This is a genomic window from Streptomyces afghaniensis (assembly GCF_044327915.1).
Classification (GTDB): Bacteria; Actinomycetota; Actinomycetes; order Streptomycetales; family Streptomycetaceae; genus Streptomyces; species Streptomyces afghaniensis.
Window position 1 is genome coordinate 294,704 of the sequence record NZ_JBIRGJ010000008.1, and the last position, 14,358, is coordinate 309,061.

12 protein-coding genes are annotated in these 14,358 nt (G+C 71.7%); 7 read left to right on the forward strand and 5 right to left on the reverse strand.

Features of this window, described 5'->3' with window-relative positions; genetic code table 11:
• Window positions 1-142 precede the first annotated feature (142 nt).
• Entirely contained in the window at window positions 143-1,990 is a 1,848-nt protein-coding gene (locus ACH4G3_RS30180; RefSeq protein ID WP_397627474.1) for an MFS transporter, read from the forward strand.
• A gap of 13 nt (window positions 1,991-2,003) precedes the next feature.
• On the opposite strand, the gene ACH4G3_RS30185 is transcribed toward ACH4G3_RS30180, so the two are convergent.
• Window positions 2,004-2,843 (reverse strand): hypothetical protein, encoded by an 840-nt coding sequence (locus tag ACH4G3_RS30185; RefSeq protein WP_397627475.1) that lies wholly within the window; start codon window positions 2,841-2,843, stop codon window positions 2,004-2,006.
• Between the two features lie 77 nt (window positions 2,844-2,920).
• On the opposite strand from ACH4G3_RS30185, the gene ACH4G3_RS30190 reads away from it, so the two are divergent.
• Together ACH4G3_RS30190 and ACH4G3_RS30195 are read left to right on the forward strand one after the other, a co-directional pair.
• Window positions 2,921-3,706, forward strand: coding sequence for an SDR family oxidoreductase (locus tag ACH4G3_RS30190; protein WP_397627476.1), 786 nt, complete (start codon window positions 2,921-2,923; stop codon window positions 3,704-3,706).
• Between the two features lie 162 nt (window positions 3,707-3,868).
• Entirely contained in the window at window positions 3,869-5,440 is a 1,572-nt protein-coding gene (locus ACH4G3_RS30195; RefSeq protein WP_397627477.1) for a sodium:solute symporter family protein, read from the forward strand.
• Window positions 5,441-5,930: 490 nt separating this feature from the next.
• Here ACH4G3_RS30195 and ACH4G3_RS30200 read toward each other — a convergent pair whose 3' ends face one another.
• Window positions 5,931-7,046, reverse strand: a complete 1,116-nt coding sequence (locus ACH4G3_RS30200; RefSeq protein ID WP_397627478.1) for an ADP-ribosylglycohydrolase family protein — start codon at window positions 7,044-7,046, stop codon at window positions 5,931-5,933.
• Window positions 7,047-7,307: 261 nt separating this feature from the next.
• On the opposite strand from ACH4G3_RS30200, the gene ACH4G3_RS30205 reads away from it, so the two are divergent.
• Both ACH4G3_RS30205 and ACH4G3_RS30210 read left to right on the forward strand, forming a co-directional pair.
• Window positions 7,308-7,973, forward strand: a complete 666-nt coding sequence (locus ACH4G3_RS30205; RefSeq protein WP_397627479.1) for a DUF4097 family beta strand repeat-containing protein — start codon at window positions 7,308-7,310, stop codon at window positions 7,971-7,973.
• A 50-nt stretch (window positions 7,974-8,023) separates the two neighbouring features.
• Entirely contained in the window at window positions 8,024-8,839 is an 816-nt protein-coding gene (locus ACH4G3_RS30210) for an alpha/beta fold hydrolase (protein WP_397627480.1), read from the forward strand.
• Between the two features lie 165 nt (window positions 8,840-9,004).
• Here the strand turns inward: ACH4G3_RS30210 and ACH4G3_RS30215 are convergent, their stop codons facing one another.
• Entirely contained in the window at window positions 9,005-11,596 is a 2,592-nt protein-coding gene (locus ACH4G3_RS30215) for a tetratricopeptide repeat protein (protein WP_397627481.1), read from the reverse strand.
• Between ACH4G3_RS30215 and ACH4G3_RS30220 the strand changes: the two genes are divergently transcribed.
• Window positions 11,595-12,107 (forward strand): DUF2165 domain-containing protein, encoded by a 513-nt coding sequence (locus ACH4G3_RS30220; protein WP_354738263.1) that lies wholly within the window; start codon window positions 11,595-11,597, stop codon window positions 12,105-12,107. The two genes, ACH4G3_RS30215 and ACH4G3_RS30220, sit on opposite strands and share 2 nt — an antisense overlap.
• On the opposite strand, the gene ACH4G3_RS30225 is transcribed toward ACH4G3_RS30220, so the two are convergent.
• Both ACH4G3_RS30225 and ACH4G3_RS30230 read right to left on the reverse strand, forming a co-directional pair.
• Window positions 12,100-12,660, reverse strand: a complete 561-nt coding sequence (locus ACH4G3_RS30225) for a hypothetical protein (RefSeq protein WP_397627482.1) — start codon at window positions 12,658-12,660, stop codon at window positions 12,100-12,102. The two genes, ACH4G3_RS30220 and ACH4G3_RS30225, sit on opposite strands and share 8 nt — an antisense overlap.
• A gap of 83 nt (window positions 12,661-12,743) precedes the next feature.
• The gene (locus ACH4G3_RS30230) at window positions 12,744-13,742 is read right to left on the reverse strand and encodes a glycosyltransferase family 2 protein (protein WP_397627483.1); all 999 of its coding nucleotides are present in this window, start codon (window positions 13,740-13,742) and stop codon (window positions 12,744-12,746) included.
• 153 nt (window positions 13,743-13,895) lie between these two features.
• Between ACH4G3_RS30230 and ACH4G3_RS30235 the strand changes: the two genes are divergently transcribed.
• Complete coding sequence (locus ACH4G3_RS30235; RefSeq protein ID WP_397627484.1) at window positions 13,896-14,348, forward strand: GtrA family protein; 453 nt, start codon at window positions 13,896-13,898, stop codon at window positions 14,346-14,348.
• Window positions 14,349-14,358: the final 10 nt, after the last annotated feature.

The following is a 14,358-nucleotide window of genomic DNA, read 5'->3' on the forward strand; positions in this document are numbered from 1 at the left end:
CGCCGCCCGGCGGGGTGCGTGCTAGCGTCGCGAACCGGGCAGGCCGCCGCTCGCGGCGGCACGGCCGTGAACCGCTGACCAACGGGGCACGGCCGGGAAAAGAAGACGAGAACAGAAGACGGGACACGGGGAGTGCCTTCGAGTGGCCACTGCGGAGCCGACACGCGCCGACGACGCCGATCCGGGCCCGGTATCCGCCGGCCCGCGAATACGCCTGCCCGCAGCCGGGGAAGGCAGCAGCCAGGACGGTCGTGAGGACCGGCTGCGGACCCTCGTACTGACGCTGCGTGAGCGCATGCTGCGTCATCCGGTCCTGTCCGTCACGGGCCTCGCCGGAGCGCTCCACGTCCTCTGGTTCTTCACGTTCGCGAACAGTGGCGGCGATCTGGCCGCGCAGGACGCCTGGGCCGAGTTCGTCGGCCGGCACCCGGACTCGGCGTACAACCTCGCCTGGTACGGCGGGATGCACCCGGTGTCGTACAGCGTGGTGTCGCCGTACCTGATGTCGGTGCTCGGCGTGCGGACGACGATGATGATCGCGGGGACGGTCTCGGCCGGGCTGCTGACGCTGCTCCTGCTGCGCAGCCGGTCCGTCCGCAACCCCCTGTGGGCGTCGCTGGCGGGCGTGTTCGGGCTGTTCTGCAACGCGGTGTCCGGGCGGGTGACCTTCGGGCTGGGCATGATGTTCGCGCTCGGCGCGGTCGCGGTCGTGTTCTGCTGGCCGTACCGGTGGCGTTACAAGCGCTGGGCGAAGGCCCTGTCCGCGGCGCCGCTGGCGGCGCTGGCCACCATGTCGTCGCCGGTCGCGGGTCTGTTCGTGGGTCTGGTCGCGGTGGCGCTGTTCCTCCAGAAGCGGCGGCCGGGCGCGTGGGCGCTGGGGCTGGCGCCGAGTGCGGTGGTGGCGGTGTCGGCGTGGCTGTTCCCGTTCTCGGGGACGCAGCCGATGATGATCGGTTCGGTGCTGCTGCCGCTCGCGTTCTCGGTCCTCGTCTTCGTCCTGGTGCCGGAGGACTGGAGGACGGTCCGGCTGACGGCCGCGGTGTACGGGCTGGGCGTCGTGCTGGTGTGGCTGGTCAGCTCCCAGATCGGGTCGAACATCACGCGGCTGGCGATGCTGTTCGCCGGGGTGGCGCTGGTCGCCGCGCTGCCGTTCACGGTGCCGCGCAGCCGCAGGTGGTACGCGGCCGTCGTCGCGCTCGTCGGCTTCGCCGGGTGGATCGGCTTCAAGACGGTCGACGACATCGTGCACACGGCCCCGGCGGCGTCCTGGTCGCGCGAGCTGGCGCCGCTGGTGAACGAGTTGCAGGAGGTCGGCGCCGAGAAGGGCCGCGTGGAAGTCGTCCCCGCCCGCTCCCACCGCGAGGCCTCGGCGCTCGCCCCGTACGTCAACCTGGCGCGCGGCTGGAACCGCCAGGCCGACATGGAGCGCAACCCCCTCTTCTACGACGACACGCTCAACTCGGCCAACTACCACGAGTGGCTGAAGCGCTGGGCGGTGCACTACGTGGTGCTGCCGAAGGACGAACCGGACGGCGACGGGGGTCAGCGGGAGCGGGCGCTGGTGCAGCGCGGACTGCCGTATCTGACCCAGGTCTGGGGCGACGCGAACTGGCAGCTGTTCAAGGTGACCGATCCGACCCCGATGGCCGGGCCGAACGCGGTCGTCGACCGGGCCGAGCAGGGCGAGATGATCCTCCAGGTGAGGAAGGCGGGCCGGATCCTGGTCCGTATCCCGTACTCGCCGTGGCTGAGCATCGTCGACGCCGAGGGCAAGAGCCTGAAGCCGCCGCAGGAGACGGAGGAGTCGGAGAAGCGTCCCGAGGGCGAGCCGAGGACCTTCGTCAACGTCAACGGCTGCCTGGCGGAGACGGAGGAGGACAAGGACGGCGACCGGTGGACGGTGCTGGTCGCGCCGAAGCCGGGCACCTACCACCTGGCGGCGCCCTACCAGCTGCCCCGGGGTACGCCGTGCCCGGAGGAGCTGCGCTGACCGACGCGGGCCGTCAGCGCAGCCGGTCGACGTACCGGTCCGTTCCCGGCACCGTCGGGACGAAGGGCGCGACCAGCTCGACCCGCCCGAGGCCGGATTCGCCGACGGCCGTGTCCAGGCCGGTGAAGAAGGCCTCCCAGCACTCGCGCGGATCCGTCTGGAGGAACCACAGCAGGGTCAGCCGGGTGTCGACGCCCTCGACCTGCTTGACGTAGGTCATCCGGTCGCCGGGGAGCGGGGTCGGGCGGAAGACGGTCACCAGGGCCGCCGGGGAGCCCGCGAGCCGCCTGGGCAGGTGGCGGGAGCGCAGCCACTCCAGCAGGTGCGGGCGCTGCTCGGGGGTGCCGGCCTCGACCACCTGGAGGACCAGGCCGGCGTAGGGGTGGTCGAGGGCGTGGACGTCGCGCGGGCCCGCCGCCCCGTCCCGGTAGACCGTCGCCTCGTGGTCCTGGAACGCCGTGAGGACGTGGGTGCGGTCGTGGTAGACGCGGCCGTCGCGGTTGAGACGCTTGTTGATGGCGACCGTCCAGCGCATGTGGTCGTCGTAGCGGCCGTCGGTGATCCAGTACGTGGACAGGTAGCAGCCCGTGGTGACGGGCTGGGCGATCGCCGACTTCTCCGGGTAGCGCAGGAGTTGCAGGTCCCGGGTGGCCACCCAGCGGCGGCCGGCGAACATCCAGGGCATGGCCATCGCGCCGGCGTAGTAGTGGTCGTCCTCGTACCAGCGGTTGTAGGCGTACTCGTGGCCCGGGTGCGGCTCGACCATGGTGATCAGGGCGTGGCCGGGGTGGGTGCCGTAGGGGCCGACGGCGGCCAGTTCGGCGTACGGCTCGCTGCGGGTGTCGTCGCTCATGCCCTTCCCCTCTCTTGGCGGCTGGCTCATACTCTGACGCTCCGTCAGATAATGCGCCAGGCTCCGGGGAGGCTTCGATGTCACTGCTCGCGGGGAAGACGGTCGTCGTGTCGGGGGTCGGGGCCGGGCTCGGGCGGCAGGTCGCGGCGGCCGTCTTACGGGACGGCGGGCGGGCCGTGCTCGGGGCCCGCACGGAGGCGAACCTGGCGAAGACGGCGGCCGAGCTCGATCCGGACGGGTCGCGCACGGCGTACCGGGCGACCGACATCGCCGACGAGGAGCAGTGCGAGGCGCTGGCGGGGCTGGCGCGGGAGCGGTTCGGGCGGATCGACGCGGTGGTGCACGTGGCCGCGCTGGACAGTTGCTTCGGCGGCCTGGAGGACGCGGACTTCGAGACCTGGCGCGGTGTCCTGGACGTGAACCTGCTGGGCACGCTGCGGATGACCAGGGCCTGTCTGCCGTCGCTCAAACAGGGCGGCGGGTCCGTCGTGTTCATCGGGACGCAGTCGGCCGTGGCGGCTCCCTCGCAGGTGCGGCAGGCGGCGTACGCGGCGTCGAAGGGGGCGCTGACGAGCGCGATGTACTCGCTGGCGCGGGAGCTGGGGCCGCACCGGATCCGGGTCAACACCGTGCTGCCGGGCTGGATATGGGGCCCGCCGGTGCGGGCGTACGTGCGGTTCGCCGCCGGCTCGGAGGGCGTGTCGGAGGCGGAGGTGCTGGGCAGGCTGACGGATCGTATGGCGCTGCCGGAGCTGGCGACGGATGCGGACGTGGCGGACGCGACGGTGTTCCTGGCCTCGGACCGGGCGCGGGCGATCACGGGCCAGTCGCTGCTGGTGAACGCGGGTGAGCTGATGCGCTGAGGGCGATTTCCAGCCAGACGACGCAGTTCACGTACATAAACGCAAGTCATCTCACCGAACTTTTTTACGGTCTCTTGACCTTCCCCTTCCTTGCCGTGCACACGTCACCGAACCCAGAGTTCACATGCCTGACCCTGGCGGCGCACCCGTGGAAGGGGACTCATGAACGGTCTCGACTGGGCCGTGCTCATCGGCTACTTCGCCGTGATGGTCGCGATCGGCGTCTGGTCGCACAAACGTGTGGACAACGTCAGCGACTTCTTCACCGCCGGCGGCAAGATGCCGTGGTGGCTCTCCGGCATCTCGCACCACATGTCGGGCTACAGCGCGGTGATGTTCACCGGGTACGCGGGCATCGCCTACACCTACGGCGTCACGTCCTTCGTCACCTGGTCCTTCCCGATCGCCCTCGGCATCGCCATCGGGTCGAAGCTGTTCGCGCCGCGCATCAACCGGCTCCGCTCGCGGCTCCATGTGGCCTCCCCGCTGGAGTACCTGAAGAACCGCTACGACCTGAAGACCCAGCAGGCGCTGGCCTGGTCCGGCATGCTGCTGAAGATCGTGGACGTGGGCGCGAAGTGGGCGGCGATCGCGACGCTGCTGTCCGTCTTCACCGGGATCTCCCTCAACCAGGGCATCCTCATCACCGGCGGCATCACCGCGGTCTACTGCACCATCGGCGGCCTGTGGGCGGACGCGCTGACCGAACTCGGCCAGTTCATCATCCAGTTGCTGGCCGGCATCGCGATGTTCGTGGCCGTGTTCGTACGCCTCGACGACCACGGCGGCTTCTTCGGCGTCTGGGACTCCCCCGAGCTCCAGGGCCACGAGAAGCCGCTGGTCGGTCCGTACGGCACGGTCTTCCTGCTCGCGTTCCTCTTCATCAAGCTCTTCGAGTACAACGGCGGCATGCTCAACCAGGCCCAGCGCTACATGGCCACGCCCAACGCCAAGGAGGCCGAGCGGTCGGCCCGGTTGTCGGCGATCCTCTGGCTGGTCTGGCCGCTGGTGCTGTTCTTCCCCATGTGGATGTCCCCGCTGCTGGTCGAGTCGCAGAAGGCCGACGGCTCCGACTCCTACGCCCTGATGACCGAACAGCTCCTCCCCCACGGCCTGTTGGGCCTGGTCATCGTCGGCTTCTTCTCGCACACCATGGCCATGTGCTCCTCGGACGCCAACGCCATCGCGGCCGTGTTCACCCGGGACTGCGCGCCGGTGATCTGGGCACGGGCCCGGGCCTGGAACCAGAGCCAGGGCCTGCGGGTCGCCCGGGTCGCGACGGTCGTCTTCCTCGGTCTGTCCATGGCGGCGGCGACGCAGGTCAACTCCCCGGCGTTCAAGGACATCATCACGGTCGTCATCAAGTGGGTGGCCGGTCTGATGGGCCCGATGGCGATCCCGATGATGCTGGGCCTGCTGCGGGCGTTCCGCCGCTCCGGCCCGACGGCGGCCCTGGTCAGCTGGTCGATGGGTCTGCTCGCGTTCTGGCTGGTGAACTACCCGATCAACTGGAACGTCGAGGGCGGCGTGCCGCTGCAGTACCAGGTGTCGATCCCGCTGGCGGTGTCGCTGGTCCTCTACATCCTCGTCGGCTACATCAAGCCGGAGGACACCCCGGAGCGGCTGGCGCTCATCGAGAAGATCAACACGGACGGGGACGGGGCGGCGGCGGCCGCGATCCCGACACCGGCCGGGGCGGCGGACGGCGTGGTGGGGGCGGCGCGCAAGGAGTAGCGGCGGGGCGCGTACGCCGGGGGACGGCCGTCCAGTGGGGCGGCCGTCCTGCCGGGCAGCCGCTCTGCGAAGACCCGTCCTGCCGGGCGCCGTCCTGCCGGGAGGCCGCTCTGCGAGGACCCGTCCTGCCGGGCGCCGTCCTGCCGGGACGCCGCTCTGCGGAGTCCCTTCCTGCCAGTAGTCTTCCTGCCGGGCAGCCGATCTGCGGACGCCGGCCTGCGGGCGGGCCGATCTGCGGAGCCCCGTCCTGCCGGGCGCCGTCCTGAAGGGCGCCCTTCCCGCCGGGCAGCCGATCTGCCGGGCGCCTTCCTGCCGGCGGCCGTCCTGCGGGTGGTCGCCCTTCCGTTCACGCCCCGGCGGCCGTCCTGCTGGGCGGCAGTTCTGCGTGGCGGCCGCTCTGCGGGCGGTCGCCCTTCGGTTCACGCCCCGGCGGCCGTCCTGCGGGCGGCCGTCCTGCGGGCGGTCGCCCTGCGGGTGGTCGCCCTTCCGTTCACGCCCGGGGATACCGCGTCAGCCACCCCGGGGACGCGCCTGCCGGGCCGTGCAGGGCCGGGCCCTGGGTCATCTCCATGGCGAAGTCGTCGGCCAGCTCCAGGATCGTGGGACGGCCCTCCAGCTCGGCCAGCCAGGCCGGGGGGAGGGCCGTCTCGCCGTGCAGGGCCCCCAGCAACCCGCCCGTCAGGGCGCCGGTGGCGGCGGAGGGCCCGTCGTGGTTGACGGCGAGGGTCAGTCCGTGCCGGACGTCGGCGGCGACGAGGGCGCAGTACACGGCGGCACCGACGAGGCTCTCCGCCGTACCGGCCCCGCACAGCTCCGCCACGCGCTCGGGCCCGGGCAGCCCCTGCCGTACGGCACCGAGCGCGTGCTGGAGCGCGTCCGACACGGGCTGGTGCCCGGGCCGGGCGGCCAGCAGCGCGAAGCCGCGCTGCACGGCAGCGTCGAGACTCTCCCCGAGGGCGAGGGCATGCACGATCACGGCGTACGCACCCGCCGCGACATACGCCGTGGGATGACCGTGGGTCTGCGCCGCGCACTCCACCGCGAGCTGGGCAACGAGCTGCGGCTCCCAGCCCACGAGCAGCCCGAAGGGAGCGGACCGGGCGGCGGCCTCGGGCCCGAGCTCACCGGGGTTCTTGGGCGCCTCGGGGGTCCCCATGGTCTCGTCGGCGAGCCCCAGGAGCAGCGCACGGCTCGGATCCCTGCGCGCGTACAGCCACTCCTCCCGCGCGAGCCACCCGTCGTCCTTGCGCCGCAGGTCGGGCCCCCAGTCCCGCTGGGTGGCGGCCCAGCGCAGGTAGGCCCGGTGCAGGTCGGTGGGCGGGTGCCAGGCGCCGGTGTCACGCCGCACCTGGGCCCGGATCAGCCCGTCCACGGAGAACAGGGTGAGCTGGGTGAGATGGGTGACGGCACCGCGTCTGCCAAAGGCGGGGGCCAGATCGACCAGCCCCTCCGCCCCGTACGCCTCCCTGATCCCGTCGATCCCCAGCCCGTCCACGGGAGCGCCCAGCGCGTCCCCGACGGCCACCCCGAGCAACGTGCCGCGCACCCGGCTGCGAAAGTCCTGCTGCTCCGTACGCCCCCAGACGGCACCGGCAGTCGCACCCACCTTGACCTCCCAGGGACCGTCCACACGTACGACAGCCAGCACTGTAATCGAACGGGGGCGGTGGGCCTCCAGCAGTGCGTTCACTTTCCATCCATTGCAACGATCACTCGACGGTCGTTGCCTTGACTCTTGAACCATTGCAACGATTATGCGGCTACCACCTGCTAAAACACGAGCATCCCCGCAATGAACATGTTGCCGAATCACCGAACGCAACGTAGCTTTTCCATTGTTCGAAACGACGAGCCAGAGGAGAGCACGATGCAGAAGTTCGACACCCTCGCCCCGATCACCGCCGTCCTCGACATCCCCGCCGGACGCGTCCAGTTCATCGCCGCGGACCGCGCCGACACCACCGTCGAGGTCCTGCCCGCCGACCCCTCCAAGGGCCGCGACACCAAGGCCGCCGAGCAGACCACCGTCGCCTACGCCGACGGCGTTCTGCGGGTCAGGGCGTCGGCCGCCGGCAACCAGCTCCTCGGCCCTTCCGGAGCCGTGGAGGTCACCGTCCGGCTGCCCGTCGGCTCCCGCGTCGAGGTCAAGGCCGACAGCGCCGAGCTGCGTGGCGTCGGGCGGCTCGGTGACATCGTCTTCGAGGGCGCGTACCGCGGGATCAAGATCGACGAGGCCGCGAGCGTCCGGCTCACCGCGATCGACGGCGACGTCGAGGTCGGCCGGCTGGGCGGCCCCGCGGAGATCAGCACCGCGAGGGGCGACATCAGGATCGCCGAGGCCCTGGGCGGCACGGTCGTGCTCCGCACCCAGTCCGGTGACATCTCGGTCGTCGCCGCCGCCGGCGTCTCGGCCGCCCTGGACGCGGACACCGGCTACGGCCGTGTCAGCAACTCCCTCAAGAACGACGGCAGCACCGGACTCGACATCCGGGCCACCACCTCCCACGGCGACATCACCGCCCGCAGCCTCTGAAACGAGCAGCGCCAGAACTGTCCGGCCGAGCCCACCACCAGGGGGAACACATGACGAAGCACAGCATGTCCGCGACCGGTTCGACATGGACCGGCATGGTGCCGGTGGACGACACGGCCCTGGCCGTCACCGACACCGGCGGTCCCGGGATCCCGGTGGTCTACCTCAACGGCCAGTTCGCCACCCAGGGGTACTGGCGGCGGGTCATCGCCGAACTGGGGACGGGGTGGCGGCACATCACCTTCGACGAGCGGGCCCGGGGCAAGTCGAAGCGTTCGGCGGACTACTCCTTCGAGGCCGCCGTCCGGGACGTCGACGCCGTTCTCGCGGCCAGGGGTGTGGACCGGGCGCTGGTGATCGGCTGGTCCTACGGAGCGGTCGTCGCGGCGCACTGGGCCGAGCGGAATCCGGAGCGCGCCGTGGGCGCGGTCCTGGTCGACGGCGCGTTCCCGTACGACTGGCTGGACGAGGCCATGGAGCAGCGGATCCGGAAGCTGTTCCGGCGGCTGGGCTGGTTCATGCCACTGCTGCGCCCGACGGGCCTGACCCCGCGGATGACCGCCGCGCAGCAGGCCGAGAGCAACATCGAGCTCGGCAGGCTGTCCCGGGAGCGCGAGCTGGGCCCGGTGCTGGACGGCATCACCGTCCCGGTGCGGTACGTGGTCGCTTCGGGGAGGTCCTTCGGCAGCCGCGGTGACGAACAGGAACGGATCCGCACCGGCCTCGACGCGGTGACCGCCCAGAATCCGAACATCCGGATCGCCGCGAAGGTCGCCGGCAACCACGGCGCGATCCTCAAGAAGGACTTCCGGGCCGTCGCCGATGCCACCCGCGAGATCGCCGCCCTCGACGGCGGGGGGCGCTGAAGCCCCGGCGTCCGCCTCAACCGCGTCCGTCCCGCGCAGGGTCAGCACTCCCTGGCGCGGGACGTGTCACGTACCGGGGTCCTCGCCCGGCTCCGCGAAGTCCCGGAGCAAGGCGTCGGCCTCCTGCGAAGCGCTACGGCGGGCTGTGCCCGATTCGCACGCCGCTCACCCGTTGAGGACTGGCCTCAGTGCCGCACGGTCGGTGTCCGATAGGCGTTCCAGCGCCCCGGAGTCCAGTTCGCGGGCCTTTTCCGCATCGGACCGTGCCTTCTCGAACCGACCCATGAGCGCGTGCAGGACGGCGCGGCGGCACAACGCCCAGACGTACCCCGGCCGGAGGTCCACCGCCCGGTTCAGGTCGTCGAGGGCCTCCGCGTGGCGGCCGAGGTTGGCGAGAGACGCGCCCCGGCTCGCGTACGCGGAGGTGTAGTCGGGGTCCAGGGACAGCGCACGGTCGAAGTCGGCGACAGCCTCCTCGTCGCGGCCCGCGGCGCGCAGCGCGTCGCCGCGTTCGCAGCGGGCCCAGGGCCAGTCGGGGTTCAGGGCGAGGGCCTGGTCGAGGTCGGCCAGTTGGCGCCGGGGGTCGCCCAGACCGCGCCAGACCCGGGCGCGGCGGGCGAGCGCCCAGGCGTAGTCCGGCTTGAGGTCCAGTGCCCGGCCCAGGTCGGCAAGGGCGGTGTCCAGGTCTCCGCGGCGTTCGTGCGTGGCTCCCCGGGAGGCCCAGGCGAACTCGTTGGCCGCGTCGAGGCGGATCGCTTCGCTCAGGTCCCGGACGGCCTCGGCGTCGTGCCGGGCAAGCCGGTGGTGTTCGCCGCGCAGGGCGACGTACCAGGAGTTGTCCGGCTCCAGCGCGACGGCCCGGTCCAGGTCGGCGAGCGCGGCGTCGTCGTCGCCCAGCTCCCTGCGGATCCCGGCCCGGTGACGGTAGGCGACGGCCAGCTCGGGATCCAGGGCGACGGCCCGGTCGTACTCGGCGAGGGCCTGCGGGTACGCGGCCCGGCCGCGCAGCTCGTCACCCCGTACGACCCGGGCCCGGGCCTGGGTCGGCGCGTCGAGCACCGCGCGGCGCAGGAGCAGGCCGAGTGCGGCGACGACTCCCTCCGCGTCGAGGGCTGCCGTCAGTCCGGTGCCCCACTCGGCCACCGCCGCCGTGTCCGCGTCCTGTCCCGCGTCCACCAGCAGGCGCGCCCACTGCGCGGCCACGCCCGCACCGGCGTCGCAGGCGTGGACGAAGTCCCGCAGCGCCTGCGGCAGCGCGTCCCGCTCACCCGCGCAGAGGAGGTGGTACACCTCGGCCAGGCGCAGGCTGCGCCACGTCTCGCCGGCCCACGGCTCGTCCCCGGCGGCTTCGGTCTCCTCCCGCCAGTCGCCGAACGTCCGTGCCAGGCGCCGCTGCCGCTCGGCCCACCCGCGGGGCGACCGGCTGCGTTCCGCGCGCAGCATCGGTGTCCGTACGACGTCGTGGTAGCGCAGGCGTCCCCCGCCGCGCTCGCCGACGAACGGGATGCCCCGCAACCACGCGTAGAGCGGCTCCAGTTGCTCCGGTGGGCAGTCGGTGACCGCCCGGAACACGTCCGCGTCCAGCCATCTCGGCAGCGCGCAGGCCAGTGCGGCCGCTCGTCGTGCCGGGTCCCGTTCCCACTTCAGGAAGCGTTCCACCGCCGTGGCGCTCGGGTCGCCGACGTCGTCCGGGTCGGCGGGGCGGGATTCGGCGAGGGTGGAGACCAGGACGGGGAGGCCGCCGGTGAGGCGCAGGACCTCCTCGACGACGGGTTCGGCGGTCACGCCCTTGCCGGCCAGCAGACCGCGCGCCTCCGCCTCGGTGAAGGGGGACAGCGGGACGTCCGTCACGAAATCGCTCAGGCCGCCCCAGAGGGCGGTGTCCAGGGGGCGTTGGCCCGCCGTGACGACGACGGTGGTGGCCGGCATGGCACCGTGGCGGTCGGTGGTCATCGTCTCGTGCAGCCAGTGGTCGAGGTACGGGCCCGTCCGCTCGTACGTGTCGAGGAAGAGGGCGATCCAGGGAGCCGAGGCGGCGGCCTCCGAGAGTTCGCGCAGAAGCACCGGCGTGAGCACCTGCTCCGGTGCGAGGACCAGCCGCACGTCCTCGTGGTCGCGGAAGCGGGCCAGCACCCTCTCCCGGAACCGGTCCACTCCGCCCGCGAGTTCCTCGGAGTCGAGCATGCCCGCGAGGGGGCCCACCACCGGGACCATCCCCATCGCGACCATCCCGGCCCGGGCCACCGCCCTCCCGCCCGCCGACGGGCCCGCGTCCTCCGCCTGCGCGTCCAGTGCGGCGAGCGCGGCCAGTTCCGCCTCGTGCCTGCGCTCGTCGTGGGCGGCGAGCAGGCGGTTCAGTTCCTTGAGCCGGTGGCCCTGCGCGGCGAACTGGCGGCTGATCTCCGCCATCACCTCCGGCACGCTGCCGGCGCTGTCGTCCACGTACGCGGTCAGCGCGCCCTGTTCGCGGGCGAGCTGTTCCAACTCCCGCAGGAGGAAGGTCTTTCCGACGCCCGCGTTGCCGTGGACGTGGAAGCGGAAGCGGTGGCGTTCGTCCTGCGGAGGAGTGTCGAAGTTCGCGCGGAACAGGGCCCGTTCGGCGGCCCGGCCGACGAAACCGGCCCGGGTCCGCTGCCGTATCAGGTCCTGCATCGAAGGCCTGGCCTGCGCCATCCGTACGTCCCCCTCGCCTCGCCGGCCGCTTCCGCCGTCATTGTGTCGCGTCGGCGACCGCCGCTCGGGAAGAATGATCGGCATGGCCACCTCCTCCACCTCACGCCGCGGCGCGCTGCCTCTCGCCGCCGCGCTGCTCACCGCCTCCGTCGCGCTGTACATGGCGCTGGTCGCGTTCGGGAACATCACCGACTTCGGCACGAACCAGCAGTTCGTCCGCCATGTTCTCGCCATGGACACCACGTTCAAGGACGAGGACCTGATGTGGCGGGCCGTCACCAGTACGGGACTTCAGGACACGGCCTACGTCCTGATCATCGTCTGGGAGACCGTCGCCGCGCTCGTCCTCATATACGGGACCTGGCTGTGGGCCAGACGTGATCAGCAGCAGGCGCGGCGGATGTCCACCTACGGGCTGCTGATGGTGCTGCTGCTGTTCGGGGCCGGGTTCATCGCGATCGGTGGTGAGTGGTTCTCCATGTGGCAGTCGAAGAGCTGGAACGGCCTGGACGCCGCCACCCGCGTGTTCCTGTTCAGCGGGCTGGTGCTGATCGTCAACCACCTGCCGTCCAAGCAGTCGGACTCGACTACCTGACCACGGTCACCGTCGTACCGACCGTGCCGAACGCCCACAGTGCCGTGCCGTCCGCCTTCCGCATCCGGACCCCGCCCGTCTTGGCGCCGGATTCGGCGGGCGGCGGCGAGGCGCCGTCGACCGCGTTGGAGAAGGCGACGGAGACGCCGGACTTCGCGGCGAAGTACATGATGTGCTCGATCCGGACGCCGTCCGAGCCGGTCGTGGCCTCGTTGCGGGACGACACCGTGTAGCTGCCCGGGTCGGGGCTGACCGTGCCGGGCCACACGGTGAACGTACGGCGGGTCGCCTCGCTCGCGTCGACCAGCCACACCCGCTTCTCGCCGAGGGAGTAGACGATGCGCCGGCCGGTGCCCGAGCCGTCGGGCACCCGGGCCGGGACGGACGCGGTGGGGGTGGGCTGCGCGCCCGCCGACGCCGAGGTGCTCGGCTTGGCCGAGGTGGCGGTGGGGTGCGGGCCCTGGTCCGCCTGCACGGCCAGGACCGTCACCGCGGCTATCGCTCCCACGGTCAGCCCGGTAACCCAGGCCCACGAAGGAAGTCGGGCAGGCACGGGCACGCATCTCCTCAGTCACGGGACCCCGCAGAACGGGGGTTCCGATCATCGTACTGCGAGCCCGTTCTTCCCCAGGCGGCCTAGGGGCGGTCCATGGTTTTCCGGACCGGGACCGGGCCGGTGCCGGCTCCGTGGGCGGTGTGGCGCGGGGTGCGGACGGGGGCCGGGTAGGCGAGGTGCACGAGGCGGGTCTGTTCCTGCCGCATGTGCGTGAGCGACTCCAGGATGTAGCCCACGAGCAGGACGAGCGCCGCGATAGTCATGATCGCGGCGGCGAGGATCGCCGTGGGGACGCGGGGCACCGTGCCGGTGCGGACGAATTCGGCGATGACGGGGATGCCGAGGACGACCGAGATCAGGGCCAGGACGCCGGCGATCACGGTGTGGACGAGGGACGGGCGCTCCCTGCGTGCCAGGTCGAGGATGACCCGCAGGATGCGCCAGCCGTCCCGGTAGGTGCGCAGCTTGCTCTCGCCGCCGGCGGGCCGGACCCGGTAGTCCACGACCACCTCCGCCGTGGGGAGCCGGAGGTGGAGGGCGTGGATCGTCATCTCGGTCTCGGTCTCGAACTCCCGGGCCAGCGCCGGGAAGGACTTCACGAAGCGGCGCGAGAAGACCCGGTAGCCGCTGAGCATGTCGGTCACGTCGTTGCCGAACAGGGACCGCACAGCCCCGGTGAGCAGCTTGTTGCCGACCGCGTGTCCGGTCCGGTAGGCGCCGTCGTCCGTCACCCGGCGGGCGCCGACGACCTGGTCGTACGGCCCTTCGAAGAGCAAGTCCACCATGTCCCGGGCGCGGGTGGCGTCGTAGGTGTCGTCGCCGTCGATGATGAGCAGGGCGTCGGCATCGACGTCGGCGAAGGCGCGGCGGATGACGTTGCCCTTGCCCTTGCGGGGCTCCTGCCGGACGATCGCGCCCGCCGCGCGGGCGACGTCCACGGTGCGGTCGGTGGAGGCGTTGTCGTAGACGTAGACGACGGCCTCGGGGAGGGCGGCGCGCAGGTCGCGGACCACCTTGCCGACGGCCGCCTCCTCGTTGTGGCACGGCACGACACACGCGATCGTCGGTTCCACGACCACTCCCCACTACTCCTCATCCGAGTCATCCGAGTCATCCGAGCCGGTGTCGAATATTCATACTTCACATATGGGGGAAATCATGCGATATGAGCGCGTCCATGAGGTGGGGGCGCGCCGGGTGGCTACTCTCGCTTTGTGCCGGTTCTCGCCTCTGTGACACGTTCCGTCCGTGATGCCGTACGGGGCATCTGGCGCGAGGCCGCCAAGTTCGGACTCGTCGGGGCGCTGGCCTTCGTCGTGGACAACGGCGGCTACAACCTGCTGGTCTTCGGCCTGCCCGGCGGCGCCCAGGGCGGGCCGATGGGGAGCTCTCCCGTCCAGGCATCCGTCGTCGCGACGGGCGCCGCCGCGCTCTTCAGCTGGGCCGGGAACCGCTACTGGACCTACCGCGACCAGCACCGCGAGAAGGTGGCCCGCGAACTGGCCCTGTTCCTCGTCGCGAACGGCGTCGGACTCGCCATCACCGCGGGCACGGTCTTCGCATCCCGGCAGCTGCTCGGGCTCGACTCGGCGCTCAGCGACAACACCGCCCGCATCACCGGCTGGGTGCTCGCGACCCTGTTCCGCTTCTACGCCTACCGGCGCTACGTCTTCGTCACACCCTGAGCCGTTAGCA

Bases quoted from the DNA above. Each gene is read 5' to 3' on its own strand.
- ACH4G3_RS30220 (WP_354738263.1), top strand. From the start codon at position 11,595: ATGGCCACCTCCTCCACCTCACGCCGCGGCGCGCTGCCTCTCGCCGCC.
- ACH4G3_RS30205 (WP_397627479.1), top strand. From the start codon at position 7,308: ATGCAGAAGTTCGACACCCTCGCCCCGATCACCGCCGTCCTCGACATC.
- ACH4G3_RS30190 (WP_397627476.1), top strand. From the start codon at position 2,921: ATGTCACTGCTCGCGGGGAAGACGGTCGTCGTGTCGGGGGTCGGGGCC.
- ACH4G3_RS30195 (WP_397627477.1), top strand. From the start codon at position 3,869: ATGAACGGTCTCGACTGGGCCGTGCTCATCGGCTACTTCGCCGTGATG.
- ACH4G3_RS30185 (WP_397627475.1), bottom strand. From the start codon at position 2,843: ATGAGCGACGACACCCGCAGCGAGCCGTACGCCGAACTGGCCGCCGTC.
- ACH4G3_RS30210 (WP_397627480.1), top strand. From the start codon at position 8,024: ATGACGAAGCACAGCATGTCCGCGACCGGTTCGACATGGACCGGCATG.
- ACH4G3_RS30215 (WP_397627481.1), bottom strand. From the start codon at position 11,596: ATGCCGATCATTCTTCCCGAGCGGCGGTCGCCGACGCGACACAATGAC.